The organism is Rhodococcus sp. YL-1, assembly GCF_001942025.1.
GTDB lineage: Bacteria > Actinomycetota > Actinomycetes > Mycobacteriales > Mycobacteriaceae > Rhodococcus_F > Rhodococcus_F qingshengii.
The window spans coordinates 1,571,578-1,593,977 of sequence record NZ_CP017299.1 but is presented as its reverse complement, the minus strand read 5'-3'; the positions used below and the strand labels follow the sequence as shown (position 1 = coordinate 1,593,977).

The 22,400-nt window shown below is 64.0% G+C and carries 24 protein-coding genes and 1 riboswitch; of the genes, 11 read left to right on the top strand and 13 right to left on the bottom strand.

Annotated features, from left to right (window positions below; all coding sequences use genetic code 11):
- The first annotated feature begins 85 nt into the window (after positions 1-85).
- The 6 genes from BH682_RS07490 to mnhG are packed head-to-tail and all read left to right on the top strand — an operon-like array spanning position 86 to position 6,425.
- Positions 86-2,923 (top strand): Na+/H+ antiporter subunit A, encoded by a 2,838-nt coding sequence (locus BH682_RS07490; protein ID WP_047268846.1) that lies wholly within the window; start codon positions 86-88, stop codon positions 2,921-2,923.
- Positions 2,920-3,552, top strand: coding sequence for a Na(+)/H(+) antiporter subunit C (locus BH682_RS07485; protein ID WP_075832572.1), 633 nt, complete (start codon positions 2,920-2,922; stop codon positions 3,550-3,552). The genes BH682_RS07490 and BH682_RS07485 overlap by 4 nt, the downstream gene beginning before the upstream one ends.
- Positions 3,549-5,249, top strand: a complete 1,701-nt coding sequence (locus tag BH682_RS07480; protein ID WP_003945059.1) for a Na+/H+ antiporter subunit D — start codon at positions 3,549-3,551, stop codon at positions 5,247-5,249. The genes BH682_RS07485 and BH682_RS07480 overlap by 4 nt, the downstream gene beginning before the upstream one ends.
- Positions 5,246-5,818, top strand: coding sequence for a Na+/H+ antiporter subunit E (locus BH682_RS07475; RefSeq protein WP_003945063.1), 573 nt, complete (start codon positions 5,246-5,248; stop codon positions 5,816-5,818). Before BH682_RS07480 ends, BH682_RS07475 begins: the two co-directional genes overlap by 4 nt.
- Positions 5,815-6,084, top strand: coding sequence for a monovalent cation/H+ antiporter complex subunit F (locus tag BH682_RS07470; protein ID WP_003945061.1), 270 nt, complete (start codon positions 5,815-5,817; stop codon positions 6,082-6,084). The genes BH682_RS07475 and BH682_RS07470 overlap by 4 nt, the downstream gene beginning before the upstream one ends.
- A complete protein-coding gene (gene mnhG, locus BH682_RS07465) occupies positions 6,081-6,425 on the top strand; it encodes a monovalent cation/H(+) antiporter subunit G (RefSeq protein WP_003945045.1) in 345 nt (114 codons plus the stop codon). The genes BH682_RS07470 and mnhG overlap by 4 nt, the downstream gene beginning before the upstream one ends.
- On the opposite strand, the gene BH682_RS07460 is transcribed toward mnhG, so the two are convergent.
- The 5 genes from BH682_RS07460 to BH682_RS07440 all read right to left on the bottom strand — a co-directional run bounded on the left by BH682_RS07460 (position 6,391) and on the right by BH682_RS07440 (position 10,876).
- Positions 6,391-7,758, bottom strand: a complete 1,368-nt coding sequence (locus BH682_RS07460) for a phosphatase PAP2 family protein (protein WP_047268848.1) — start codon at positions 7,756-7,758, stop codon at positions 6,391-6,393. The genes mnhG and BH682_RS07460 overlap by 35 nt on opposite strands.
- Positions 7,759-7,864: 106 nt before the next feature.
- Positions 7,865-8,989, bottom strand: coding sequence for a glutamate--cysteine ligase (locus BH682_RS07455; protein ID WP_003945034.1), 1,125 nt, complete (start codon positions 8,987-8,989; stop codon positions 7,865-7,867).
- An 89-nt stretch (positions 8,990-9,078) separates the two neighbouring features.
- Positions 9,079-9,780, bottom strand: a complete 702-nt coding sequence (gene sodC / locus BH682_RS07450; RefSeq protein WP_007730117.1) for a superoxide dismutase[Cu-Zn] — start codon at positions 9,778-9,780, stop codon at positions 9,079-9,081.
- 95 nt (positions 9,781-9,875) lie between these two features.
- Positions 9,876-10,472 carry a LytR C-terminal domain-containing protein gene (locus tag BH682_RS07445; RefSeq protein ID WP_003945058.1) on the bottom strand — a complete coding sequence of 199 codons (597 nt, stop codon included), beginning with the start codon at positions 10,470-10,472 and terminating at the stop codon, positions 9,876-9,878.
- Between the two features lie 53 nt (positions 10,473-10,525).
- Positions 10,526-10,876 (bottom strand): DUF3263 domain-containing protein, encoded by a 351-nt coding sequence (locus tag BH682_RS07440; RefSeq protein WP_007730120.1) that lies wholly within the window; start codon positions 10,874-10,876, stop codon positions 10,526-10,528.
- A gap of 244 nt (positions 10,877-11,120) precedes the next feature.
- Between BH682_RS07440 and BH682_RS07435 the strand changes: the two genes are divergently transcribed.
- The 3 genes from BH682_RS07435 to BH682_RS07425 are packed head-to-tail and all read left to right on the top strand — an operon-like array spanning position 11,121 to position 13,486.
- Positions 11,121-11,717, top strand: a complete 597-nt coding sequence (locus tag BH682_RS07435) for a peptide deformylase (RefSeq protein WP_075832570.1) — start codon at positions 11,121-11,123, stop codon at positions 11,715-11,717.
- A gap of 10 nt (positions 11,718-11,727) precedes the next feature.
- The gene (locus BH682_RS07430) at positions 11,728-12,669 is read left to right on the top strand and encodes an N-acetylglutamate synthase, CG3035 family (protein ID WP_442971966.1); all 942 of its coding nucleotides are present in this window, start codon (positions 11,728-11,730) and stop codon (positions 12,667-12,669) included.
- A gap of 16 nt (positions 12,670-12,685) precedes the next feature.
- Entirely contained in the window at positions 12,686-13,486 is an 801-nt protein-coding gene (locus tag BH682_RS07425) for an exodeoxyribonuclease III (protein ID WP_003945060.1), read from the top strand.
- 44 nt (positions 13,487-13,530) lie between these two features.
- Here the strand turns inward: BH682_RS07425 and BH682_RS07420 are convergent, their stop codons facing one another.
- Positions 13,531-13,881 carry a GNAT family N-acetyltransferase gene (locus tag BH682_RS07420; RefSeq protein WP_003945052.1) on the bottom strand — a complete coding sequence of 117 codons (351 nt, stop codon included), beginning with the start codon at positions 13,879-13,881 and terminating at the stop codon, positions 13,531-13,533.
- Positions 13,882-14,118: 237 nt separating this feature from the next.
- On the opposite strand from BH682_RS07420, the gene thiD reads away from it, so the two are divergent.
- Positions 14,119-14,961: a bifunctional hydroxymethylpyrimidine kinase/phosphomethylpyrimidine kinase gene (gene thiD, locus BH682_RS07415; RefSeq protein ID WP_003945044.1), complete on the top strand. Its 843-nt coding sequence runs from the start codon at positions 14,119-14,121 to the stop codon at positions 14,959-14,961.
- An 18-nt stretch (positions 14,962-14,979) separates the two neighbouring features.
- Here the strand turns inward: thiD and BH682_RS07410 are convergent, their stop codons facing one another.
- From BH682_RS07410 to thiO, 7 genes are all read right to left on the bottom strand, one after another.
- Positions 14,980-15,831, bottom strand: a complete 852-nt coding sequence (locus BH682_RS07410; RefSeq protein ID WP_007730127.1) for an adenylate/guanylate cyclase domain-containing protein — start codon at positions 15,829-15,831, stop codon at positions 14,980-14,982.
- A 113-nt stretch (positions 15,832-15,944) separates the two neighbouring features.
- Complete coding sequence (locus tag BH682_RS07405) at positions 15,945-17,396, bottom strand: M20/M25/M40 family metallo-hydrolase (RefSeq protein WP_187781773.1); 1,452 nt, start codon at positions 17,394-17,396, stop codon at positions 15,945-15,947.
- 132 nt (positions 17,397-17,528) lie between these two features.
- Positions 17,529-18,299, bottom strand: a complete 771-nt coding sequence (locus BH682_RS07400) for an ABC transporter permease (RefSeq protein WP_047268852.1) — start codon at positions 18,297-18,299, stop codon at positions 17,529-17,531.
- Positions 18,299-19,288, bottom strand: a complete 990-nt coding sequence (locus BH682_RS07395) for an ABC transporter ATP-binding protein (protein WP_058038516.1) — start codon at positions 19,286-19,288, stop codon at positions 18,299-18,301. The genes BH682_RS07400 and BH682_RS07395 overlap by 1 nt, the downstream gene beginning before the upstream one ends.
- 129 nt (positions 19,289-19,417) lie before the next feature.
- On the bottom strand, positions 19,418-20,170 hold the full coding sequence (locus BH682_RS07390; protein WP_007726857.1) for a thiazole synthase: 753 nt from the start codon (positions 20,168-20,170) through the stop codon (positions 19,418-19,420).
- Entirely contained in the window at positions 20,163-20,378 is a 216-nt protein-coding gene (gene thiS, locus BH682_RS07385; RefSeq protein ID WP_075832566.1) for a sulfur carrier protein ThiS, read from the bottom strand. Before thiS ends, BH682_RS07390 begins: the two co-directional genes overlap by 8 nt.
- Complete coding sequence (gene thiO / locus BH682_RS07380; protein ID WP_075832564.1) at positions 20,375-21,454, bottom strand: glycine oxidase ThiO; 1,080 nt, start codon at positions 21,452-21,454, stop codon at positions 20,375-20,377. The genes thiS and thiO overlap by 4 nt, the downstream gene beginning before the upstream one ends.
- Positions 21,454-21,600: riboswitch (TPP riboswitch) on the bottom strand. Its footprint overlaps the gene before it by 1 nt.
- A 26-nt stretch (positions 21,601-21,626) precedes the next feature.
- On the opposite strand from thiO, the gene thiE reads away from it, so the two are divergent.
- Entirely contained in the window at positions 21,627-22,322 is a 696-nt protein-coding gene (gene thiE, locus BH682_RS07375; RefSeq protein ID WP_003944422.1) for a thiamine phosphate synthase, read from the top strand.
- Positions 22,323-22,400 lie beyond the last annotated feature (78 nt).

Sequence of the window (22,400 nt, the reverse complement as noted above, 5' to 3'; positions counted from 1 at the left end):
GACAAGGTGAATTGTCTCGTTAATCCGATAGGTTCGATTTTGTTCGGACACCCCGCCGCCCGCTGACAACACGACGGAGTGCCTTTTGCTCGCTATCTTGCTTGCCCATGCCGTTGCCGCCCTCTTGGCTCCGCTTGTGGTGCGCAGGTTAGGGCGAAACGGCTTCTTCCCCCTCGCGATAGTCCCCCTCGCCGGCCTCGGCTGGGTCATCGACAAATGGGGCACCGTCGAGACGCTGCACATCACCTGGGTTCCAGGGCTGTCGATGGACATCGACTTCAGGTTCGACGCGCTCTCGGCCATCATGGCCGTGCTCGTCCTGGGTGTCGGCACGCTCATCCTGGTCTACTGCGCCCGCTACTTCACCGACGACGAACCTCGACTCGGTATCTTCGCCGCCGAGATGGTCGCCTTCGCGGGTGCCATGTTCGGGCTAGTGACCAGCGACAACATGCTGCTTCTCTACGTGTTCTGGGAACTGACGACGGTCCTGTCGTTCCTGCTCGTGGGTCACTACGCCGAACGCGCCACCAGCCGCCGCGCCGCGACCCAGGCACTGCTGGTCACCACCGCGGGTGGTCTGGCGATGTTGGTCGGCATGATCATCCTCGGCCAGGTCGGCGGCAGCTACAACCTGTCCGAACTGGTCGCGAACCCGCCGACGGGGTGGCTCCCGTCCGTCGCGATCGTCCTGATCCTGATCGGTGCGCTCTCCAAATCGGCAATCGTGCCCCTGCACTTCTGGCTTCCCGGTGCAATGGCCGCGCCAACCCCTGTCAGCGGTTATCTTCACGCTGCTGCAATGGTCAAGGCCGGTATCTACCTCGTCGCGCGCCTGGCTCCCGGGTACGCCGATTCGCCGCCGTGGCGCATCACCATCATCAGTTTGGGTCTGCTGTCGATGATCCTCGCCGGTTGGCGAGCCATGCGCGCGTACGACCTCAAACTCGTCCTCGCCTTCGGAACGGTCAGCCAACTCGGCTTCATGATGGTCCTGGTCGGCATCGGCACGCGTGACGCCGCCCTGGCCGGCATGACGATGGTCGTGGCGCACGCGATGTTCAAGGCCGCACTCTTCATGGTCGTTGGCATCATCGATCACACGACCGGCACCCGTGACCTGCGCAAACTTGCTCACCTGGGTAAAGCGGCACCCGCTCTCGCGATCATCGCGAGCCTCGCTGCCGCCAGCATGGCCGGTCTGCCACCGCTACTCGGATTCGTCGGCAAGGAAGCCGCACTCGAATCGGTGCTCGAAACGAACGCGCTCGGCCACTGGTCGTCCATCGCCGTCGTCACGGTGATCGTGTTGGGCTCGATCCTCACCGTCGGCTACAGCGTCCGCTTCATCTGGGGCGCCTTCGGACGTAAGACCCTGAGCAAGCCGAGCCCAGCCGTGAGCAAGATGCACAAGCCGGGTTGGCTGTTCCTGTTCGCGCCAGGCCTGCTCGCTGTTCTCGGTCTGGCCGCCGGCATTCTCTCGCCCCAGCTCGAGAAGCTGCTGACGCCGTACTCCACCACGCTGGCCCCCGGACCGCACGCCGACTACCACCTCGCGCTGTGGCACGGATTCAACACTCCGCTGCTGCTCACCTGCATCGTCATCGCCGGCGGCATCGCGCTCTACATCGCGCAGCGTCAGATCAGCCGACTGCACTTCGAGCACCCGCCGCTCGGCAACGCCGACCGTATCTACGACGCGACCCTGCGCGGCATGGACACCATCTCGATGCGCCTGACCGGTGCCACTCAGCGTGGTTCGCTCCCTCGCACACAGTCGACGATTCTCGCGACGCTGGTCGTTGTGCCGCTGTTCCTGCTGATCATCGACACCGATGGCGGCGGAGTCGACCTTCGGATGTGGGATTCACCCATCCAGTTCACTATCGCGCTGATGATGATCTCGGCCGCCATCGCCGCGACGCTGATGCGCAACCGACTCGCCAGCGTCATCCTCGTCGGACTCACCGGCTACGGCTGCGGCGTGTTGTTCGCGCTGCACGGCGCACCCGACCTCGCGCTGACCCAGTTCCTCGTCGAGACACTGACACTGGTGATCTTCGTGCTCGTTCTCCGGAAGTTCCCCGCCGAAGTCGACGAGAGCAAGGCGATCGGCTTCAAGTGGCCGCGTGCCGCACTCGCCATCGCCGTCGGTATCACCGTCACCACCATCGCGGCCTTCGCGACCAATGCCCGAAACACTCGTCCGATCTACGAGCTGCTTCCCGACGCTGCCTACGACCTGGGCAACGGCAAGAACGTCGTCAACGTCCTACTCGTCGACATCCGCGCATGGGACACCCTCGGTGAGATCTCGGTGCTGCTGGTAGCTGCGACAGGCGTCGCCAGCCTCGTCTTCCGCAACCGCCGGTTCGGTATCGCGCCGCGCGTCGCGGACGCCCCCTCCGTCATCGTCGACAAGGCAGCTGCCAACTCGGACACGACGTGGTTGCGCGGCGGAGACCTCATCGATCCTCGACACCGTTCGCTGGTTCTCGAGGTCACCACGAGGTTGATCTTCCCGACCATCATGGTGTTGTCGATCTACTTCTTCTTCTCCGGTCACAATGCCCCCGGTGGCGGTTTCGCCGGAGGCCTGACGGCGGGCCTGGCGCTGGTACTTCGGTACCTCGCCGGCGGACGCTACGAACTCGGTGAAGCCGTACCCATCGACGCGGGCAAGATTCTCGGCCTCGGTTTGGCGCTGGCCGCGGGCACCGCCCTGGTGTCGCTGTTCCTCGGCGCCCCGGCGCTCTCGTCCGCCGTCTTCGAGTTCACACTCCCGCTCATCGGCCACGTCAAACTGGTCACCGCACTGTTCTTCGACCTGGGCGTCTACCTCATCGTGGTCGGCCTGGTCCTGGACGTACTCCGAAGTCTCGGCGCCCGCCTCGACGCAGAAATCGAGGTGAAAGCACCATGAGCGCAAACATCGGAATGCTGATGCTGATCGGCGTCCTCACGTCGGCCGGTGTCTACCTGCTGATCGAACGAAGCATCACTCGGATGCTGCTCGGTCTACTTCTATTCGGCAACGCCATCAACCTCTTGATCCTGACCGTCGGTGGATCGGACGGGAATCCGCCCATCGTCGGCCGAGATTCGGTCCACGAGGAAATAGCGGATCCGCTCGCCCAGGGCATGATCCTGACGGCGATCGTGATCACGATGGGTATCGCCGGCTTCGTTCTGGCACTGGCGTACCGGTCTTACAAGATCAACACCGCCGACGCCGTCGAGGACGATCCCGAGGACACCAAGGTTCTCAAGCGTCGCCTGCCTGCCGACGCTCCCGACCACGACCGCTCCGACGACCCGGTCACCGGTGCCCCGAGCATCGGCGGCGACGCATTCGACAAGGACGGCAACCCTATTCCCCTCGAACAACTGGTCAACCTCGAGGACATCGAATGCTACGACGACCTCCACGACGGCGACTTCGAGGACGAACCGGTACCCGACTGGGCCACCGACCTTGCTCGTAAGAAGGAATCCGAGAAGCGGCGCAAAGACGCTCGCCAGACCAAGATCGAGGGAGGTGGAGGCGCATGACCATCTCGGACAACCTGATGGGAGCCCTTGCGCCCCTGCCCGTCTTGATCCCGATGCTGGCCGCTGCTGCGACGCTGGTCGTCGGCCGACGTCCTCGTTTCCAGCGCGTGATCACACTGATCGCGCTCGTCGGCGTCGTCGCGGTGTCGGGCTTGCTGCTCTACCTCGCCGACCGCGACGGTACGACGGCCGTTCAGGTCGGCGGCTGGGACTCCCCCATCGGCATCACACTCGTGGTCGACCGTCTCTCGGCGATGATGCTCGTGGTCTCGTCGGTGGTGTTGCTCGCCGTCATGATCTACGCGATCGGTCAGGGTATTCGCGACGGCAGCGAGGCCCAGCCGGTCTCGATCTTCCTGCCGACCTATCTCGCATTGACCGCCGGTATCTCCAACGCGTTCCTCGCCGGTGACCTCTTCAACCTGTACGTCGGATTCGAGGTTCTGCTCGCTGCGAGTTTCGTGCTCCTGACGCTCGGTGCCAGCGCCGACCGCGTCCGGGCCGGTGTCTCGTACGTGATGGTCTCGATGGTGTCCTCGCTGATCTTCCTGGCGGGCATCGCCTTCGCCTACGCGGCGACCGGCACCCTCAACATGGCCGACATGGCCCTGCGCTTCGACAACATTCCGCCGGGCACACGAACCGCCATCTTCGCTGTCCTTCTCGTGGCGTTCGGCATCAAGGCCGCGGTCTTCCCGCTGTCTGCGTGGCTACCGGACTCGTATCCGACCGCGCCCGCACCGATCACCGCCGTCTTCGCCGGGTTGCTCACCAAGGTCGGTGTGTACGCGATCATCCGCGCGCATTCACTGCTGTTCCCGCAAGGGGAACTCGACAACGTACTGATGGTGTGCGGCCTGCTCACGATGGTGGTCGGCATCATGGGTGCCATCGCGCAGAGCGACATCAAACGTCTGCTCTCGTTCACACTGGTCAGCCATATCGGTTACATGATCTTCGGTATCGCACTGTCCACGACGTCCGGGCTGTCCGGCGCGATCTACTACGTCGCCCACCACATCATCGTGCAGACGACGCTCTTCCTCGTCGTGGGTCTGATCGAACGACAAGCCGGGTCGTCGTCGCTGCGCCGTCTCGGCGGTCTGGCGGCGGCCAGCCCGATCCTCGCGATCGTCTTCCTGATCCCGGCGCTGAATCTCGGCGGTATCCCGCCGTTCTCGGGCTTCATCGGCAAGGTCGCGCTCCTTCAGGCCGGTGCGGCCGACGCCAGCGCGTTGGCTTGGATCCTCGTTGCCGGCGGCACGATCACCAGCTTGCTGACGCTCTACGCCGTCGCCCGCGTGTGGACCAAGGCTTTCTGGCGAGCCCGGGCCGACGCGCCCGAAGGTGACCTCGCCGACGTCAGCCCGTCAGCGTTGATCGACGAGTCCGAAGAGGACATCGCGTTCGTCGACCGCGAGGATGTCGGCAAGATTCCGCTCTTCATGCTGATTCCGACGGTCGGACTTGTCATCGTCGGTCTGGCACTGACGGTGTTCGCGGGCCGGATCATCGACATCAGCGACAGAGCGGCGAAGGATCTGCAGGACCGGTCCATCTACATCGACGCGGTTCTCGGCAACCACCGGCCCGTGCCGGTCGACGAAGCTCCCGTCGCTGCAGACGACCCCGCAGCCGTTCCGAATACCGAGGCCCCGAACACCGACGTCCCGAATACCGAGGAGGCTCCGCGATGAAACGCGAACAGGTACTCCGCGTCGGGATCCTGCTGTGGCTGATGGTCGTATGGATCCTGTTGTGGGGCAACATCAGTTTCGGCAACATCTTCGGCGGACTCGCCGTCGGCCTGATCATCATGGTCCTGCTTCCCCTCCCCCGCGTACCGGTCGAGGGTCGGGTACATCTGCTGTCGATTCTGCGTCTGTTGTGGATGATCGTGTACTACGCGATCCAGTCGAGTATCCAGGTCGCGTGGCTGGCGATCCGTCCGTCGCCGCCGCCGGTCACCGGAGTTCTGCGGTACCAACTCGGGATCAAGTCCGACCTGGTTCTCACGCTGTGCATCGACGTTCTCAACCTGATCCCCGGCACGATGGTTCTCGAGATCGACCAGAACCGACGCATCGTCTACGTCCACGTGCTCGACGTCGGCTCGCAGAAAGCCGTCAGCGCGTTCTACCGCTCGGTGGAGGACCTCGAGCGGTTGTTCATCGCGTCGTTCGAACGTGATTCGGACTGGCAACCCAGCCCATGGCACCAGCGCGACTACGAATTCGATGCACCCCGGCAGGAGGACCAACCATGAACGGGTTCATCACCACAATCTTGATCATTTCCGGAGTGATTCTGCTGATCGCCGCCGTACTGACCACGTTCCGATTGCTCGACGGTCCGAGCTCACTCGACCGCCTCGTCGCCCTGGACACGATCATCGCGGTCTCGATGTGTGGACTCGCGGTCTGGGCCGCGTACAGCAAAGACACGACCATCGTTCCCGCGATCGTCGCGCTGGCGCTGGTCGGCTTCATCGGTTCGGTGTCCGTCGCGCGCTTCCGGGTGAGTGACCAGTGATCGGCAACATCCTCGACACGATCGGGGCCATCTCCATCTTCCTCGGCGCGCTGCTCGCGCTGACCGCCGCGGTGGGAATCGTTCGCTTCCCCGACACTCTGCGGCGTATGCACGCGGCCACGAAACCTCAGGTGGTCGGACTGATCTTGGTCCTGATGGGCGCCGTGTTCCTGCTTCGTGGGAGCGTCGACATCTGGATGTTGGTCCTGGTGGGCATCTTCACGCTGCTGACGGCGCCCGTGATCGCGCACAGCGTCGGCCGAGTCGCCTACCGCGAACAGCGCGAAGAGGACGACCTCATGAAGATCAACGAGCTGGAAGACCCGGACTCTCTCCTGTAACGGCATCCCACTCGCCGTCGCGCTCGCCCCACACCGCAAGAGCAGTGCCGGGGCGGGCGAAGAAGGTGGCGAAGTACGCCACCGACATCAGAACCAGGACAGCCATCAGCAGCGGCCCGAAGATCGCCGGGTACTCGGCCATCTGCACCGCAGCGAACCGGTACGAGAGCAACAATCCCGCGAGTAGTGCCGAGCCACCGATCAACAGACGCACTCGGAACCACCCCCAGCCTCGCTCCGGATCCCGTAGCGCCGCATCGAGGGTCAAGCACAGGACGGCACCGGCAATGAGGTCGACGCCGTAGTGGAATCCGAAACCGAGCGTCGCGGTCAGGGTCGCAACGAGCCAGAACGATCCCAGGCTGCGAATCCACCACGGCCCGCTGCGCGAGTGGATGAACAGCGCGACTGCCCACGCGGTGTGCAGGCTCGGCATGCAGTTTCGCGGTGCGGCGTCGTCGAACGGCAGCGACGACGGTGATGCGAAGTCGAAGTTGGGCACGATGTTCGGCCAGTAGTCACCGATCTGGAATCCGAACCCACGCGGACCGAAGGCGAACACCGGGCCGACCACCGGGAACAGGACGTAGAAGATCGGGCCGATCAGCCCGATGAGCAGGAACGTGCGCAGCAGGTGATGCGACGGCCATCCCTTACGTACTTGATAGAGAGCAACCACGATCACCGCGACCGGCAGTTCGACGTAGATCCAGTCGAGGGCTGCTGCACCGACGGGGCCCATGGCGTCGACGATCTGGCCCATCACCCACGACGGATTCCCGAGAGCCTGGTCGGCGAGGAACACGTACTCGTCCCACACGTCGGTGCCGACGAGAATGGTGATCTCCAGCCACGTCTCGGCAACCTTGGCCGCGATGATGAGCAACGCGCCCAGCGCGACGCCGTGCAGAACGCTGAGTCGACGCTCACCGGACAACTTCCACACCGCGTACACCGCGATGGCCGTCAGCACCCAGGTGCCGCCGGTGCCCATCGTCAGCGGTCCACCCGAGAACCAGCGGATCGCGCCGACGACCACGTCGATCACGACGGCCGCGGATACCGCGTAGATGCGTTCTTTGTTGTTCAGTCCGACGAGCGCGAGAGCGAGGCCCACCCAAGGCATGGTCGCGGAGCGGGGAACGAGGAAGTAGTCACCGAACAGGCTTTCCACCGGACCGAGATAGCCCTTGTACGACGCGAACGCCTGCACGCCCAGGACCAGCAGGGTCAATGCTGCTGTGCCGATCAGAAGGAGTCGGTGAGAACTCGACCACGAACGGTCCGACTGTCCGGGTGCGCCCCCTCGTTGGGACCAACTGTCTATCAACACCGGACAATAGTAAACGGCGTGTGAACTGAATATGGACACCCACTGGACAAACGGTTGGTATGCCCGGATTTCCAGTCCGCGAAACAGTCCTTCGCACTGGAACCTGCTAGGTGCCCAACTCTGCGACCAAGGCGTCGACGACCGCAACCAGATCGCCGCCCGTCGCTTCCGCGACACGACGTTGCCGCTGGTAGGACGCGCCGCGACGGGGAATGTCCGCCACCGACGCCAACTCGTCCGCGCAGCCGAGCGAGACCGCGATCGGCGCCAAGTCGTCGAGTAGGCGATCCAGATCGTCAGTGACGAGGCACTCGTTTGCGTCGGAGTCGAGGATGATCTCGGCATCCAGTCCGTATCTCGCTGCGCGCCACTTGTTTTCCTTGACGTGCCACGGCTGCATGTTCGGCAGAGTCTCACCGGCACTCAGTCTGCGGTCCAGATCGACGATGAGGCAGTGGACCAGAGCAACGAGAGCACCCAGTTCAGCGCGTGTCGAGACGCCGTCGAACACCCGGACCTCGATGGTTCCCCACTTCGGCGCGGGACGGATGTCCCAGTGCATGCCACCGATCTTGGTGATCACACCGGTCTTCATCTGGTCGTCGATGAACGACTCGTATTCGGCCCAGTTCTCGAACTGGTACGGAAGGCCCGCGGTGGGGAGCTGCTGGAACATCAACGCGCGATTGGACGCATAGCCGGTGTCCACACCGGCCCACATCGGCGAGGACGCCGACAGCGCCAACAGGTGCGGATAGCGCTGCAGCAGTGCGTTGATGATGGGGAAAACGCGATCCGCGGACGAGACACCCACATGAACGTGCACGCCCCAGATCAGCATCTGCCGACCCCACCACTGCGTGCGTTCGATGAGCTCGTCGTAGTCGGGCGTCCGTGTGACCAACTGAGTCGACCATTGCGCGAACGGGTGCGTGCCCGCGCTGATGAGGTCGACGCCCAGCGGATTCGCGGCGCGACGCAGCAGATCCAGTGACCTGTCGAGATCACTCATCGCCTCGCCGACCGTCGAATGAATACCCGTGACGAGTTCGACGGTATTTCGCAGTAGTTCCTTGGTGATGTGCGGGGTTTCGGAGCCGGCAAGCTCTTCGACCGCCGAAAACACCTCGGCTGCTGTGTTGGAGAGATCTCTGGTCTTGCGATCGACCAGCGCGATCTCCCACTCCACGCCCAGCGTCGGGCGCGGCGAACCTGGAAATGGAACTACCACGCAGAGAATCCAATCACAGTGTCGGTAAAAACACCGTGCTGGCTACTGCGTGGTAGTCGCCGGAAGTGATGCAAAACTCAGGTGAGTTGTCAGCTCTTGGTGATGACACCGCAAGCAACGCGTCCGCCTGCGTCACCGGTGTCTAGAGTCTGCTGGTCCGGTGCCGGCGCGTAACGCGTCGGGATGTTGCCGAAGTTGTCCGCTCCGGCGTGGATCATCACGGATGTTCCACCGTTTGCGACCAGTTCGTCGACGGTGAATGCATCGGTCGTGGTGACCAGCGTGGCGGTGCCGTCTTCGAGGACCTGAACCGAAGTGAGGTCGCCGCTCGCCGGGTGGCCCGTGTGACCCTCGGCCTGGAAGTGTCCGCCTGCCGAGAGGAAGTTACCCGGCTCTCCGCCGCTGGGGGCAACGGAATTGGTCTCGCACTTGGCGACCTGGTGGACGTGGAATCCGTGGAAGCCGGGGGTGAGGCCCTTGGCGTCGAGGGTGACCTTGACGTCGCTACCTTCCTGCGCGAACGTAACCGTTCCGACCTTGGCGCCGTCGGTGCCGTTCAGCGTTGCGGTGACCGTTTCGGCAGAAGCGCCGGCGTGAGCCGTCTCGGAACCGTGGCCGCCCGCGCTTTCGTGCGCGCTGGGATCGGCTGCACCGGTCCACACCGGAGGAGTCGTGCCGGGGACGCTGCTGGGCTCTTCGCTGTTACTGCAAGCGGTCAAGCCGAAAGCGGCAATCGCGACTACAGGGGCAACGACGCGCCAGGACATACGCCGGGTGCTGCTGGGGGCCATCGAACCGCTCCTTTGAGGTGGCGAGAAAGTGCTTCTGATCATAACGGCGCGTGTAGTAGCTGGAACCGACGGGTCAGTTCCACCTTCACGACCGGTCAGTTGGAGGTCACGATCACGATCACGCCAGGTGACGCGTTCGCGATGCCGGCGAATCGAGGCTCTGCGGAGACTCCGAGTTCAGCCGCGATCTTCTGCGCCGCTGCCTTCTCCGCCGCGGACGATCCGTAATACACCGTCGTCGTACTGACGGTGCCCTCGCTGTAGTTACCCGTCTCCTCGACGTTCCAACCTGCTGCCGTCAATTCCTCGGCGGTACCTGCTGCCAGACCGGAGACGGTGCTGTTGTTGAGAACTCGAACGCTGACATTCGACGTGTCGGTGCCGCTCGCGGAGCTGGAAGTCGTGGTCGTCGCAGTTCCCGAGGGACGCGAGGTAGTGGTGGTATCGCCCGAAGCGGGTTGCGTCGTCGCTGCCGGCTTGGAAGTGGCAGGTGCCGGCGCGGGGGCGCTCGTCGTGGCAGGCGCCGAGGATTCGGTCTGCTCTGCTGCGGTGTTCTCGTCGCCCGATCCACCGTCGCTCGATCCACCCAGTGAGGCTGCTCCGAGACCGATGAACACGATCGCCAACGCGATCAACACCATGGCGATCGCGCGAAGCGGAGGTCCGGACGGCTGCTCTTTCGGGGTACTCACGATGTCGACCTTATCGCCAGTGCGTGGACAGCCCGATCATATGTACGCGTGATTCAGGTGACCTCGAAGCCGAGGCGGCGGGCGGCCCTGGCCTTCTGACGGCTGGCACGCAGACGACGCAGGCGCTTGACCAGCATGGGATCAGCCGCCAAGGATTCGGGGCGATCGACCAAGGCGTTGAGAACCTGGTAGTAGCGGGTTGCCGACATGTCGAACAACTCCTTGATGGCTTCTTCCTTCGCACCGGCGTACTTCCACCACTGACGCTCGAAGGAGAGGATGTCGTGCTCCCGGCGGGTGAGGCCGTCTTCGCCCACCTCGTGCATGCCTGCTGTATCTACTACCGAATCGTCGGCGCCAGTGCCTTCGGACTGGTTCCGACTACGCGCGGTTGCGCCGTCCATGTCACTCCTCGACTGCTGTGCTCGGCGTCAGCGAGACTCGTATGCCCGGTGTTCTTTTTCCGACCGAATTCTCGCGGCCGTGAGTTTCCCGGTCCCCTGGCCCGAAGGTAACTCACAATTTCCCCCGCGGCCCACGTTCCGACCGAGCAACGAATTACATCGCTGTTCTTCAGCAACCATTGAACCATGATCGAGTGTGCGGGCCGTGATAACTACGCGGGCGCGCCGCACTATCCTTGTCCGCATGGCTATCCTCCCCATCCGAATCGTCGGCGACCCGGTACTGCACAAGGCGACAGAGCCGGTCACTCAGTCCCCGGCCGAGATCGCCGAACTGATCGCAGACATGTACGAGACGATGGACGCTGCCAACGGCGTCGGTCTGGCGGCCAATCAGGTCGGTGTTCCACTGCGAGTCTTCGTCTACGACTGCCCCGGCGACGACCGCAGCAGCGAGCGTCGACGCGGCGTCGTCGTGAACCCGGTACTCGAGACGTCCGAAATCCCCCAGACGATGCCCGACCCGGACGAAGACTTCGAGGGTTGCCTGTCCGTTCCCGGCGAGCAGTTCCCGACGGGTCGCGCCGATTGGGCGAAGGTCACCGGCACCGACGCCGACGGCAACCCGATCGAGGTCGAGGGCACCGGATTCTTCGCACGGATGCTCCAGCACGAGACCGGGCATCTCGACGGTTTCCTCTACACGGACGTACTGATCGGCCGCAACGCGCGCGCTGCCAAGAAGATCATCAAGCGTTCCGGTTGGGGCAAGCCCGGTCTGACCTGGACGCCGGGGACCGTCGACGATCCGTTCGGTCACGACGACGATTACGAAGACTGAGAATTCTGCTCTGAACGGCAACATTTCGATCGGTAGCCGGGTGGTTTTGCGATACAAGCTCCCACCCGGCTATTCGCATCCCATGACCGACGTCATCGGCATCCTCGAGGGCGCCGATCCCATCGCCGTCCGCGCCGGCGACGGTCGGCTGGTCCAGGTCTCCGCCGATCAGGTGATCGCGCTCAAGAGTCTCTCGGCCCGCCCGATTCGCATCGGCGAGATTCGAAACCTCGAAACGGCTGCTGCGGCGGCGTGGCCGGGTGTCGAGCAGGCGTGGATCGACGGTTGGTTGCTGCGCGCCGGTCACGGTGTCACCGGCCGCGCCAATTCGGCTTTGCCGCTCGGTGGTGCGGGGGCGGTTGCCGGCTTCGACGCGAGCACCATCGAGCGGATACGCCAGTGGTTCGGTGACCGCGGCCTGCCGACCCTGCTGCTCCTCCCCGATCGACTCGGCACCGCTCCGGACGGGTGGACCAGCGAGAAGGAAACCATCGTGATGGCCGCCGATCTGGGCAATGTCACGCTGCCGCTCGGTCCTCCGGTCACCTCGTTCGCCGACCGCCCCGACCACAACTGGCTGTCGATGTACGACACCCACGGCGATCCGGCGTACGTCGAGGCGGTCCTCACGGCTGTCGTGGGCACTGCAACTTTCGGCGCGATCGGAAACACCGACACGACGCTTGCCATCGGGCGCGCTGCGCTCACCGAGGCACCCGACCACAAACGCTGGGTAGGACTGACCGGCATTCACGTCGCCCCTGAACACCGTCGTCACGGAATCGGGTCGCTGATCTGCGGAGATCTACTCTCCTGGGGTCGTGAGAACGGTGCGACGCACGCGTACCTCCAGGTTTCGGCGGACAACTTCGCGGCGATCGCGCTCTACGAGCAGCTCGGATTCGTCGAACACCACCGCTACCGATACGCCACCGATCCTGTCGGCGGCTGACGCTAGGCTTGCCCTCGTGCGCATCGCTACCTGGAACGTCAACTCCGTCCGTGCCCGTACCGACAGGATCATCGACTGGCTCGGTCGATCCGACGTCGACGTCCTGGCAATGCAGGAAACCAAGTGCAAGGACGAGCAGTTTCCGTACGAACGCTTCAAGGAAATCGGCTACGAGGTCGCCCACGTCGGGTTGAGCCAGTGGAACGGTGTCGCCATCGCTTCCCGCGTCGGCTTGGACGACGTGCAGATCGGATTCGAGGATCAGCCCGGGTTCGACAAGGATCCCGAGGCAGACCCGGTCCGCGAGGCACGTGCGATCGGTGCCACCTGCGGCGGTGTGCGGGTGTGGAGCCTGTACGTCCCCAACGGCCGTGAGCTGGAAGACCCGCATTACGCCTACAAGCTGGATTGGCTGGCCAAGCTGCGCGACGACGCGGAGGGCTGGCTCAAGCAGGATCCCGACGCGCAGATCGCCCTGGTCGGCGACTGGAACGTCGCTCCCACGGACGACGACGTGTGGGATCCCGCTTTCTTCGAGGGCAAGACCCACACGTCGGAGCCGGAACGAGCTGCGTTCACCGCCTTCACCGAGTCCGGGTTCGCGGACGTAGTTCGCCCGTACACACCCGGTCCCGGCGTGTACACGTACTGGGATTACACGCAGCTTCGCTTCCCGAAGAAGCAGGGTATGCGAATCGACTTCATCCTCGGCTCACCGGCATTCGCAGCACGCGTCGAGGCGGCCGAGATCGATCGAAACGAGCGAAAAGGCAAGGGCGCCAGCGATCACGCTCCGGTGATCGTGAATCTCGGGTGATCGTGAATCTCGGAGCCTGATCGTCTGTTTGCACCCTCGGGCTTCTAGTCCTCGACGAGCAGTTCCAGATACTCGGGGTGCTCGCCGAGGTACCGCTGAACATAGGTACACACGGGCCGTACCGACCATTCACGTTCACGGGCGCAGTCCATTGCGAACTGCACGAGTACGGCTGCCAGTCCCTGCCCGCCGTACTCCTCTTTGACGACGGTATGCATGTACGCAACCACGTCGCCCGCTTCGGCTCCGCTCCCCGAAATCTCGTCTTCGTCGCGGTATCCGAGGATGCCGACCAACTCGTCGTCGGAGAGCAGTTCGAATCGTTCGTGCGACGGATTGTCCACGAGCGTGACTTCCGGTGAGGTTCCGGTTTTCGAATTTTCGATGTCGTTCATTGCGGCGACCTCCACGGCACGATGTGCACCTGCGCGATCGGCGACAGCTGCGTTCGCACGCTCTCCATAACTGTGATCCATGCCACTCATAGAATCAGCTACCGACGACGCTGTCCCGGGTTCGACCAATTTTTGCACCGGGAACGACCGGATCGCAATCGCAGTTTGCGCCGTCGTTCCCGCGAGAGGTGGGACCGAGCTGCCGTTTCCCCAGGTCCGATCGGTAGGCTCGTCGTCGTGAAGCTGCTGCCCCTGACCCCCGCCGGACAGACCCCGATTCGGGCATTGACCATCGCCGGAACCGACTCCGGTGGCGGAGCCGGCATTCAAGCCGATTCCCGCACGATGGCGATGTGCGGAGTGCACGCCTGCGTGGCCGTCGCCGCAGTGACGGTCCAGAATTCGGTGGGAGTCAGCGGATTCCACGAGATTCCGCCGGAGATCGTCGCCGACCAGGTGCGCGTCGTGGTCTCGGACATCGGCGTCGGTGCGGCGAAGACGGGAATGCTCGCGTCGACGACGATCATCGAAGCGGTGGCCGCGGTTGCCGCCGAGGTTGGGATCGGCCGCGACCGTCCGATTCCGCTCGTGGTCGACCCGGTGTGCGCGTCGATGCACGGCGATCCGCTGCTGCACGAAGAAGCTCTCGACGCGGTCCGCAACACCTTGATTCCGGCAGCCACGGTGGTCACTCCGAACCTCGACGAGGTTCGGTTGATCACCGGTATCGAGGTCGTCGACGACAAGAGCGCCCGCCAAGCGGCAGAAGCGCTGCATGCGCTCGGCGCTCAATGGTCCATCGTCAAGGGTGGCCACCTTCGTACTTCGGAGTTGTCCACCGACCTGTTGTTCGACGGCGACCGTTTCCTCGAATTCAGCAGTGCCCGGATCGACACCGGCAACGATCACGGCGGCGGAGACACGCTGGCTGCTGCGATCACTTGCGCTCTCGCACACGGCTATTCCGTTCCGGACGCGGTGGCGTTCGGCAAAGAGTGGGTGACCAAGTGTCTCGAGGCGTCGTACGACCTCGGCGCGGGACACGGTCCGGTGTCCCCGCTCTGGCGGCTCCAGGTCTAGCGCTCGAGGTCCAGGGCGCTAGTTCCGGCGCACGCGCCAGATTCCCAGGTCGACGGGAACTCCGTTGGGCGTGGTCGCGAAAAACCCTCGCCGCCATGGCCGGATCGTGAGATCGAGATCCTCCAGGGTGCCGGCTTCGAGTTCCTCGAGAGTTGTCGCCGACATCATGACGTTGCCGTCGCCGCCCAAGCCCATCATCCGGGCGGCGATGGTCACGTCGACGCCGAGCCAGTCGTCACCGATCTGACGCGGGGTACCCGTGTGTAGGCCGACGCGCATGCGCGGGGTGTATCCGTCGAGATCGACTTCCGCGAGCGCGTCCTGCGCGGTGAACACCGCCTTCAATGCCGCATCCGGGCGAATGAACACTGCCATCAGACCGTCGCCCATCCGTTTGACGACGTGTCCGCCGTTGTCGGTGATCGGAGTTTCCACGGCCTGCGCCACCGCACGCAGAAGGGTCAGCGTCGCGCCGTCACCGGCTGCGAGCGACCAGGTGGAGAAGCCCACCAGATCGGTGAAGACGATGGTCAGTTCTTGATCGCCACGTCCGCGGCCCATCTTTTCCAGCGCTGCCTGCCACACCTGCAGTGCTCCGAGGCTCACTTCGCGAGTGGCTGCCGGCTTCTGATCGAGCAATCTGTCAGCGACGCGCGCCACGGCGCGCGCACCGCCGGGGCCGGCGAGCGAGAGCGGATCCCCAAACCCTGGATCACCGGGTAGTGCCCGCCTGAGGCGTCGTAGCGCGTCGATGAGCTGCTGCCGACGGTTAAGTTCTGCCGCAGAGTTCAAGACGACGTCGACGACGCCTCGAACCGAGGAGGAAGAAGCACCTGCCGTGTCGGTGTTCTCCGGGGACAGATCAGCCATAACTCAAGCGTAACTCAGAGTTACAGACAGTGTGCTGCCGCCGTTCTCGCACAGTGGCCTCCTGGTCGCTCGCACAGTCGATCATTCGGTCAGTCGATCATTCGGTCAGTCGATCATTCGGTTCTGGCCTGTGTCCGGGCATCGCCGACGGGAACTCCGTTCGGCCCGCTCAAATCCTGGGCATACGTCGCAACTCCGAAGGCTACTGCAGAAGCGTTGGCAGCGAGCGCTTCGCGATCGATGTTCGCGAGGTTGTCCTGGGCACTGTGGTAGTTCGGGTCGAAAGTCTCCTCCGCCTCTCCGCCCCACTTCTCGGCCTGTGCCGGCGTCTTGCGCTCGTCCGCGCCGCTGAACACTCCGCCCGCCGGGATCCCGATCTCGATGAACGGGCCGTAGTCGGAGCGCCCGTCGAAGTCCGTTCCGTCCGCCGCAATCCCTCGCCCGGCGAGAAAATCGACGAAGGTGCGCTCGATGCCCGCCGACCCCTCGGGCCCGGGCCCCTCCCCGACGGCATCCGAGTTGTCGCCGTCGTAAGCCAGGTATCCGGCGTTGGGCGAACCGAGCATGTCGAAATTCAGGTACAGGGCGATGTCGGCCCGTTCCTGATCGCTCAGACCCTCGACGTAGCGGGTGGAGCCGACCAATCCCACTTCTTCCGCTCCCCAGAAAGCGAAACGCACGGCATTCTCGATGCTCGGTGAGCTTCCCATCTGCAGCGCGGTTTCCAGTACGGCTGCGGTACCGCTTCCGTTGTCGTTGATTCCGGGACCTTCCGGCACACTGTCCAGGTGGGCGCCCACGACAACCACGTTGTCGGTCGCGCCGGTCTTGGTCTGCGCAATCACGTTGCGCGACTTCGTCGTTTCCGTCGACGTGTCGAGAATCAGCGTGAGGTCTCCGGGCGCTGCGGCAAGAGCCTCGCCCGACGCCTTACTCACCCCGCCGGTCGGAATGCGGGCGTCTTCGGGTTCACCCAAGGTAGCCCCGCCCAGCATTGCGTCCTCGTTGTTGGCAACCAGCAACGCCGCCGCGCCGCGATCAGCGGCGATCTTCTGCTTGTCGCCGAACGGGCACACTCCGCGGGTGACCAGCACGATTGCACCGTTCACGTCGCGGCCGTCGTAGTCGGTGGCCTCGCAACCGGGGGTCTCGTCGGCGGGAATCGCCACCAGACGCGCCGTGATTCCGGTCGGTCCCGTGGAGGTGGAATATGTCAGCGCCCGCACCGGAACATCGGAGCCGTCAGCGGCTTTCAGGGATTCGGTGCCGGGATCGAAGGAGCTGAAGTCGAATTCCGGGGTGCTGACCTCGAAACCCTTGTCTTCGAGCAGGTTTGCCACGTAGTCGACACTGGCGTCGTAGCCGGGGGTACCGGCCGATCGATTGCCCTCGTTGTTGGCGGCGATCTTCTCGAGTTGCTCCAGATGCCCGGTCACGGCGTCGACCGTGACGGTCTCGGAGAATGCAACCGGGTCTGTCGGGACGGCCGCTTCACTTCCCGACGAGCATCCACTCACCACGAGTGCTCCAGCCATTGCGACCACAACCACACCGAAGAGTCTCATCTTCGGAGGATATCGGCCGAAGCACAGGAAAGGGACCCAGTACGAATGGTTTTTCGTACTGGGTCCCTACTCTGCTGTCACTCCTGGTTCTCGGTAGGTCTCCCGACAACACCTACCGAGGGAGCGACAAGATCAGGCGTCGCGACGATTCACGATGACGATACTTGCTCCGAAAATCACCAGAACGAAGGCCGCGAAGTAGATCAGGCTGCCCCAGGGTCCCCAGTGGAAGTCGACGCCACCGCTGCTCGCACTGAGGAAGTGGTTTGCATTCGCGAACGGCAGGAACGGGGTGATCTTCTCGCCGAAGCTGCCGAACAGTCCGAACAGGCTCTCGATGAGCAGCGGCCAGAGCAGGAGCAACGCAATTGCGCCGGCCGACTGGCGAATGATCGATCCGACGCCGACAGCGAGAATCACGCACAGGAAGGCGTAGATCGGGATGCCGTAGATCGCGCGCCAGTCACTGCCGCTCGACAGGGTCAATCCGGCACTCGCCTCGGTACCGGCGATGGCCTTGGCCATGGCGTACGCGCCGAAGGCGAGAACAAATGTCAGTACAGCACCGAAAGCACCGATGAGGCCGGCTTTGGCGATCAGAACCGAGGCACGGTTCGGAACGGCCTGGAAGGTGGTGCGGATGGTCCCGAAGCGGTACTCACTGGTGACCGCGAGGGCCGCCATGATCATGAGAACCATGATTCCGAAACCCGAGATGCCGGCCGTGGCAACGGCGGTGTCGAGGTCCGGTGCTCCCTGGACGTCGGAGGACGTCAGAGCCGACTTGGCAACCGCGCCCATGATGGCCGCGAAGCCGAGCGCGAGCACGACGATGATGACCGAGCACCACAGCGGCGACTTGGTCGTGGTGATCTTGATACGTTCAGCACTGAGAACAGCCATTACAGTGCACCTCCCATAGCCTGCTGCGTGTTTGCCTGCTGTGTATTTGCGTGGTGTGCACCGACACCCGGATCGATACCGGATGCGTGGTACTGGACATCGTCCCCGGTCAACTTCATGAACGCATCCTCGAGCGACCCCTGCTGAGAAGCCAACTCGTACAACACGATTCCCTGCGAACCAGCTAAACCACCGATCACATCGGTGGTCGAATCCACGACCACCAATGCCGGGGCAACGCCGGAACCGTCTTCACGCACCGTCAGCCCCTGCGAGAGCAACACACTGCGCAACGCATCGAGCTGTGGGCTGCGCACGCGCACCGTCGACTCCGACGAACGATCCACGAACTCCGCGACCGTCGAATCCGAAATCAACCGACCCCGACCGATCACCACCAACTGCTCCGCCGTGAGCGCCATCTCCGACAGGAGGTGACTCGACACCAGCACCGTGCGGCCCTCGGCCGCCAACCGCTGCATGAACTTACGAATCCAGACGATGCCCTCCGGATCGAGACCGTTGACCGGCTCGTCGAACAACAACACCTTCGGATCCCCCAACAACGCACCCGCCAACCCCAGACGCTGCGACATACCGAGCGAGAACCCGCCGGCCTTCTTGCCCGCCACCTCGGACAACCCGACCAACCCGAGCACCTCGTCGACGCGGGACTTCGGGATCCCGTTCGAAGCAGCCATCCACTGCAGATGTGCACGCGCACTGCGATTGGGGTGCACCCACTTCGCATCCAGCAACGCGCCGACAGTCCGCAACGGCGTCTTGAGCTCGCGGTACGGCTTGCCCTCGATCAACGCCGCACCCGACGTCGGCTGATCCAGACCCAGGATCATCCGCATCGTCGTCGACTTACCTGCACCGTTCGGGCCCAGGAAGCCCGTCACGATGCCCGGCTTGACCGTGAACGACAAATCGTCCACCGCTTTCGTCGGTCCGTAAACCTTGGTCAATCCCCTCAGTTCAATCATGAGGAGAACTTTGCCCTACCGGCAATGACCAGCACATCGGCCACAGGTCTAGTTCCGAGTGGTACTCAGGTAGGACACGAAGCCGGATAATCCGGGCATAACCCTGAGAAAACACCCGGAAATGGTCCGTCAGGACGATGCTTGGGCCCAGAACCGCTTGGGAATCCGGCCGGCGTGACGCGCTTCGAAACCTGCTACCACTGCGTGCCGCATCGCCGACGCCATCAACGCGGGATTCTTGGCCCGCGTCACCGCTGTCGCAAGCAGGACGGCGTCGCAGCCCAACTCCATGGCAAGGGTGGCGTCGCTGGCCGTTCCGATTCCGGCGTCGAGGATGACGGGCACACCGGCGCGCTCGACGATCATCTCGATGTTGTGCGGATTCGCGATACCCAGCCCTGTCCCGATGGGTGAACCGAGCGGCATGACTGCCGCGCAGCCGACCTCTTCGAGGCGAAGCGCCAGCACCGGATCGTCCGTCGTGTACGGCAGGACGGTGAATCCGTCGTCCACCAATTGTTCTGCGGCGGAGACGAGTTCGATTGCGTCGGGCAGCAGAGTCCGCTCGTCGGCGATGACTTCGAGTTTGACCCAGTTCGTCTCGAGCGCTTCGCGTGCCAACTGCGCCGTCAGGACCGCTTCGGCGGCGCCTCGACACCCGGCGGTGTTCGGCAACGGTTCGATTCCGAGGCGACGAAGCAGGTCCAGAACGCCGGTGCCGCCGGCCGCGTCGACTCGCCGCATCGCGACGGTGGTCAGTTCGGTACCGGAGGCGACAAGCGCTTCCTCGAGCACCGCAAGGTTGGCGGCGCCGCCTGTCCCCGTGATGAGCCGGGAACCGAAACTGCGGCCCGCGATAGTGAGAAGGTCCTGCTCAGCCACCCTGCACCGCCGTGAGGATCTCGATTTCCCAACCACGTCCGAAGGATTCGTCCCAACGCCCGCGAGGAAAGAGCGCACCGTCGACGGCGACGGCGATGCCTTTGCTCGGCAACTCGAGGTGCGTCAGAAGTTCGGTCACCGTGACTGCTCGATCGAACTCGAGATCTTCGCCGTTGACGGTGATCCCGATCGGGACCTGCTCACTCATGAATTTTCCTTAGCTACTGCGAACCGCTCGGGTTCGGTTCCTTTTACCTCGACCAAAGATGTGCCGTTCAGCAACGCGACCGTCGCATCGGCGGTGACGGGCGTCAGCAGGACCCCGTTGCGGCCGTGCCCGGTGGAGACGACAACACGATCGGACACGCGCCCGATCAACGGCAGGTTGTCCGGCGTCATGGGACGCAGACCTGCCGCGCACTCGTACAGTTCGTATTCGCCGATCGCCGGCATCAGTGCCTCGGCGTCGTTGATCAGGTCCCGTACTCCGGCCATCGTGACCTGTGTATCCTCACCAGACTCGTATTGTGTTGCGCCGACGACGATTCCGTCACCGCGTGGGACGAGGTAGGCGGGCCGCCCGTGGACGCTTCCACGGATGGTACGGCTGGGCGCCGGGGTGACTCCAGGCCTACTGCGCAAGCGAAGGATTTCGCCCTTGACCGGGCGTACCGGTAGCCCGGGCCACAGCTTGGGTGACGCGATACCGGCGGTGAGCACTATCTGATCGGTATCGAGTTCGGCGAGGTCCTCGACGGCCCGCGCGATCAATTCGACGCCGGATTCCGCACAGGCCTTCTGCAACGCCGCCAGCAGAAGTCTGTTGTCGACGGCGGACTCACCAACAGCCATCAACCCCGACCGGATGCCCCGGCCCAGCATCGGTTCGAGTTCACGGATGCGCGCGCGACCGAGAACTTCGAGTTCGTGCCCCTGCGAGCTCACCCACTCGGCGATGGTCTGCAGGTCCTGCGCGTCGGCAGCGTCGAGTGCAACCGTCAGCGAGCTGTCCGCGGTGAAGACCGATTGCCCGAATTTTCCGAGCTCCTCACCGAACGTCGGCCACCGTTCCAGGGACGCTGCACCAACCGTCAACGCGGTTTCTTCACCCGGCCAGCCTTCGGAAAGCGGGGCAAGCATTCCGCCCGCCACCCACGAAGCACCTGATCCAATGGACGGGTCGTACAACCGAACGGCCCACCCGTCGCGGGCTGCTCGCCACGCGATAGCGAGACCGATGACACCGCCGCCGACAACCGACACCGTACGAGCGTGTGTACTCACGAAACTCCACCTCCACTTCCTGCGCCGGCATGATCCGGGTCAGGTCTGACGGTCGGGATCTGGTCGCGATCCCCTCTCAGCCCAACGAACCTCGCAGTCACGACAAAAAGTGACGACGACGTTTCAGGACTCCCGTGTCGAACCTTGCTCCCTAGAGGCTACCGTTTGCTCCGTGCACCCCACACATCCCAGTAACGACATCGACCGGCGCGAGCGCCTGGCAGCAGCACGGCTGTACCTGTGCACCGACGCGCGCCGCGAGAAAGGCGACCTCGCGCAGTTCGCCGAGGCAGCATTGTCCGGCGGAGTCGACATCATCCAATTGCGTGACAAAGGCTCTGCCGGTGAGCGCGAGTTCGGCCCGCTCGAGGCCAAGGACGAACTGGTAGCGCTGGGCATTCTCGCGACCGCAGCGCGACGCCACGGCGCATTGTTGGCCGTCAACGATCGCGCGGATCTCGCGATGGCTTCCGGCGCCGACATCCTCCACCTCGGCCAGAACGACATTCCCGTCCCCTACGCGCGAACTGTTGTCGGTGAAGACGTCGTCATCGGCCGTTCGACGAGCAGTCGCGCGCAGGCGAGTCTGGCCGCCATCGAGGAGGGCGTCGACTACTTCTGTACCGGGCCGGTCTGGGCGACACCGACCAAACCGAATCGAAGTGCGTCCGGTTTGGAACTGGTTCGATCGACCGCCGACGCCGCACCGCCGCGGCCCTGGTTTGCGATCGGCGGCATCGACGAGGAACGTCTGCCAGAGCTGCTCGATGCCGGCGCCACGCGCATCGTCGTCGTGCGTGCAATCACGCAAGCATCGGATCCCCAGGCGGCCGCGCAACGCCTCGCCGCAGCCGTCGCTGGGCGCTGAAAGCCGGTAACTGGCGTTCGTCAAGTGTTTGCCGGGCGATTTCCGCACAGTTACGGGTCAGCACGCCTGACTCGAATT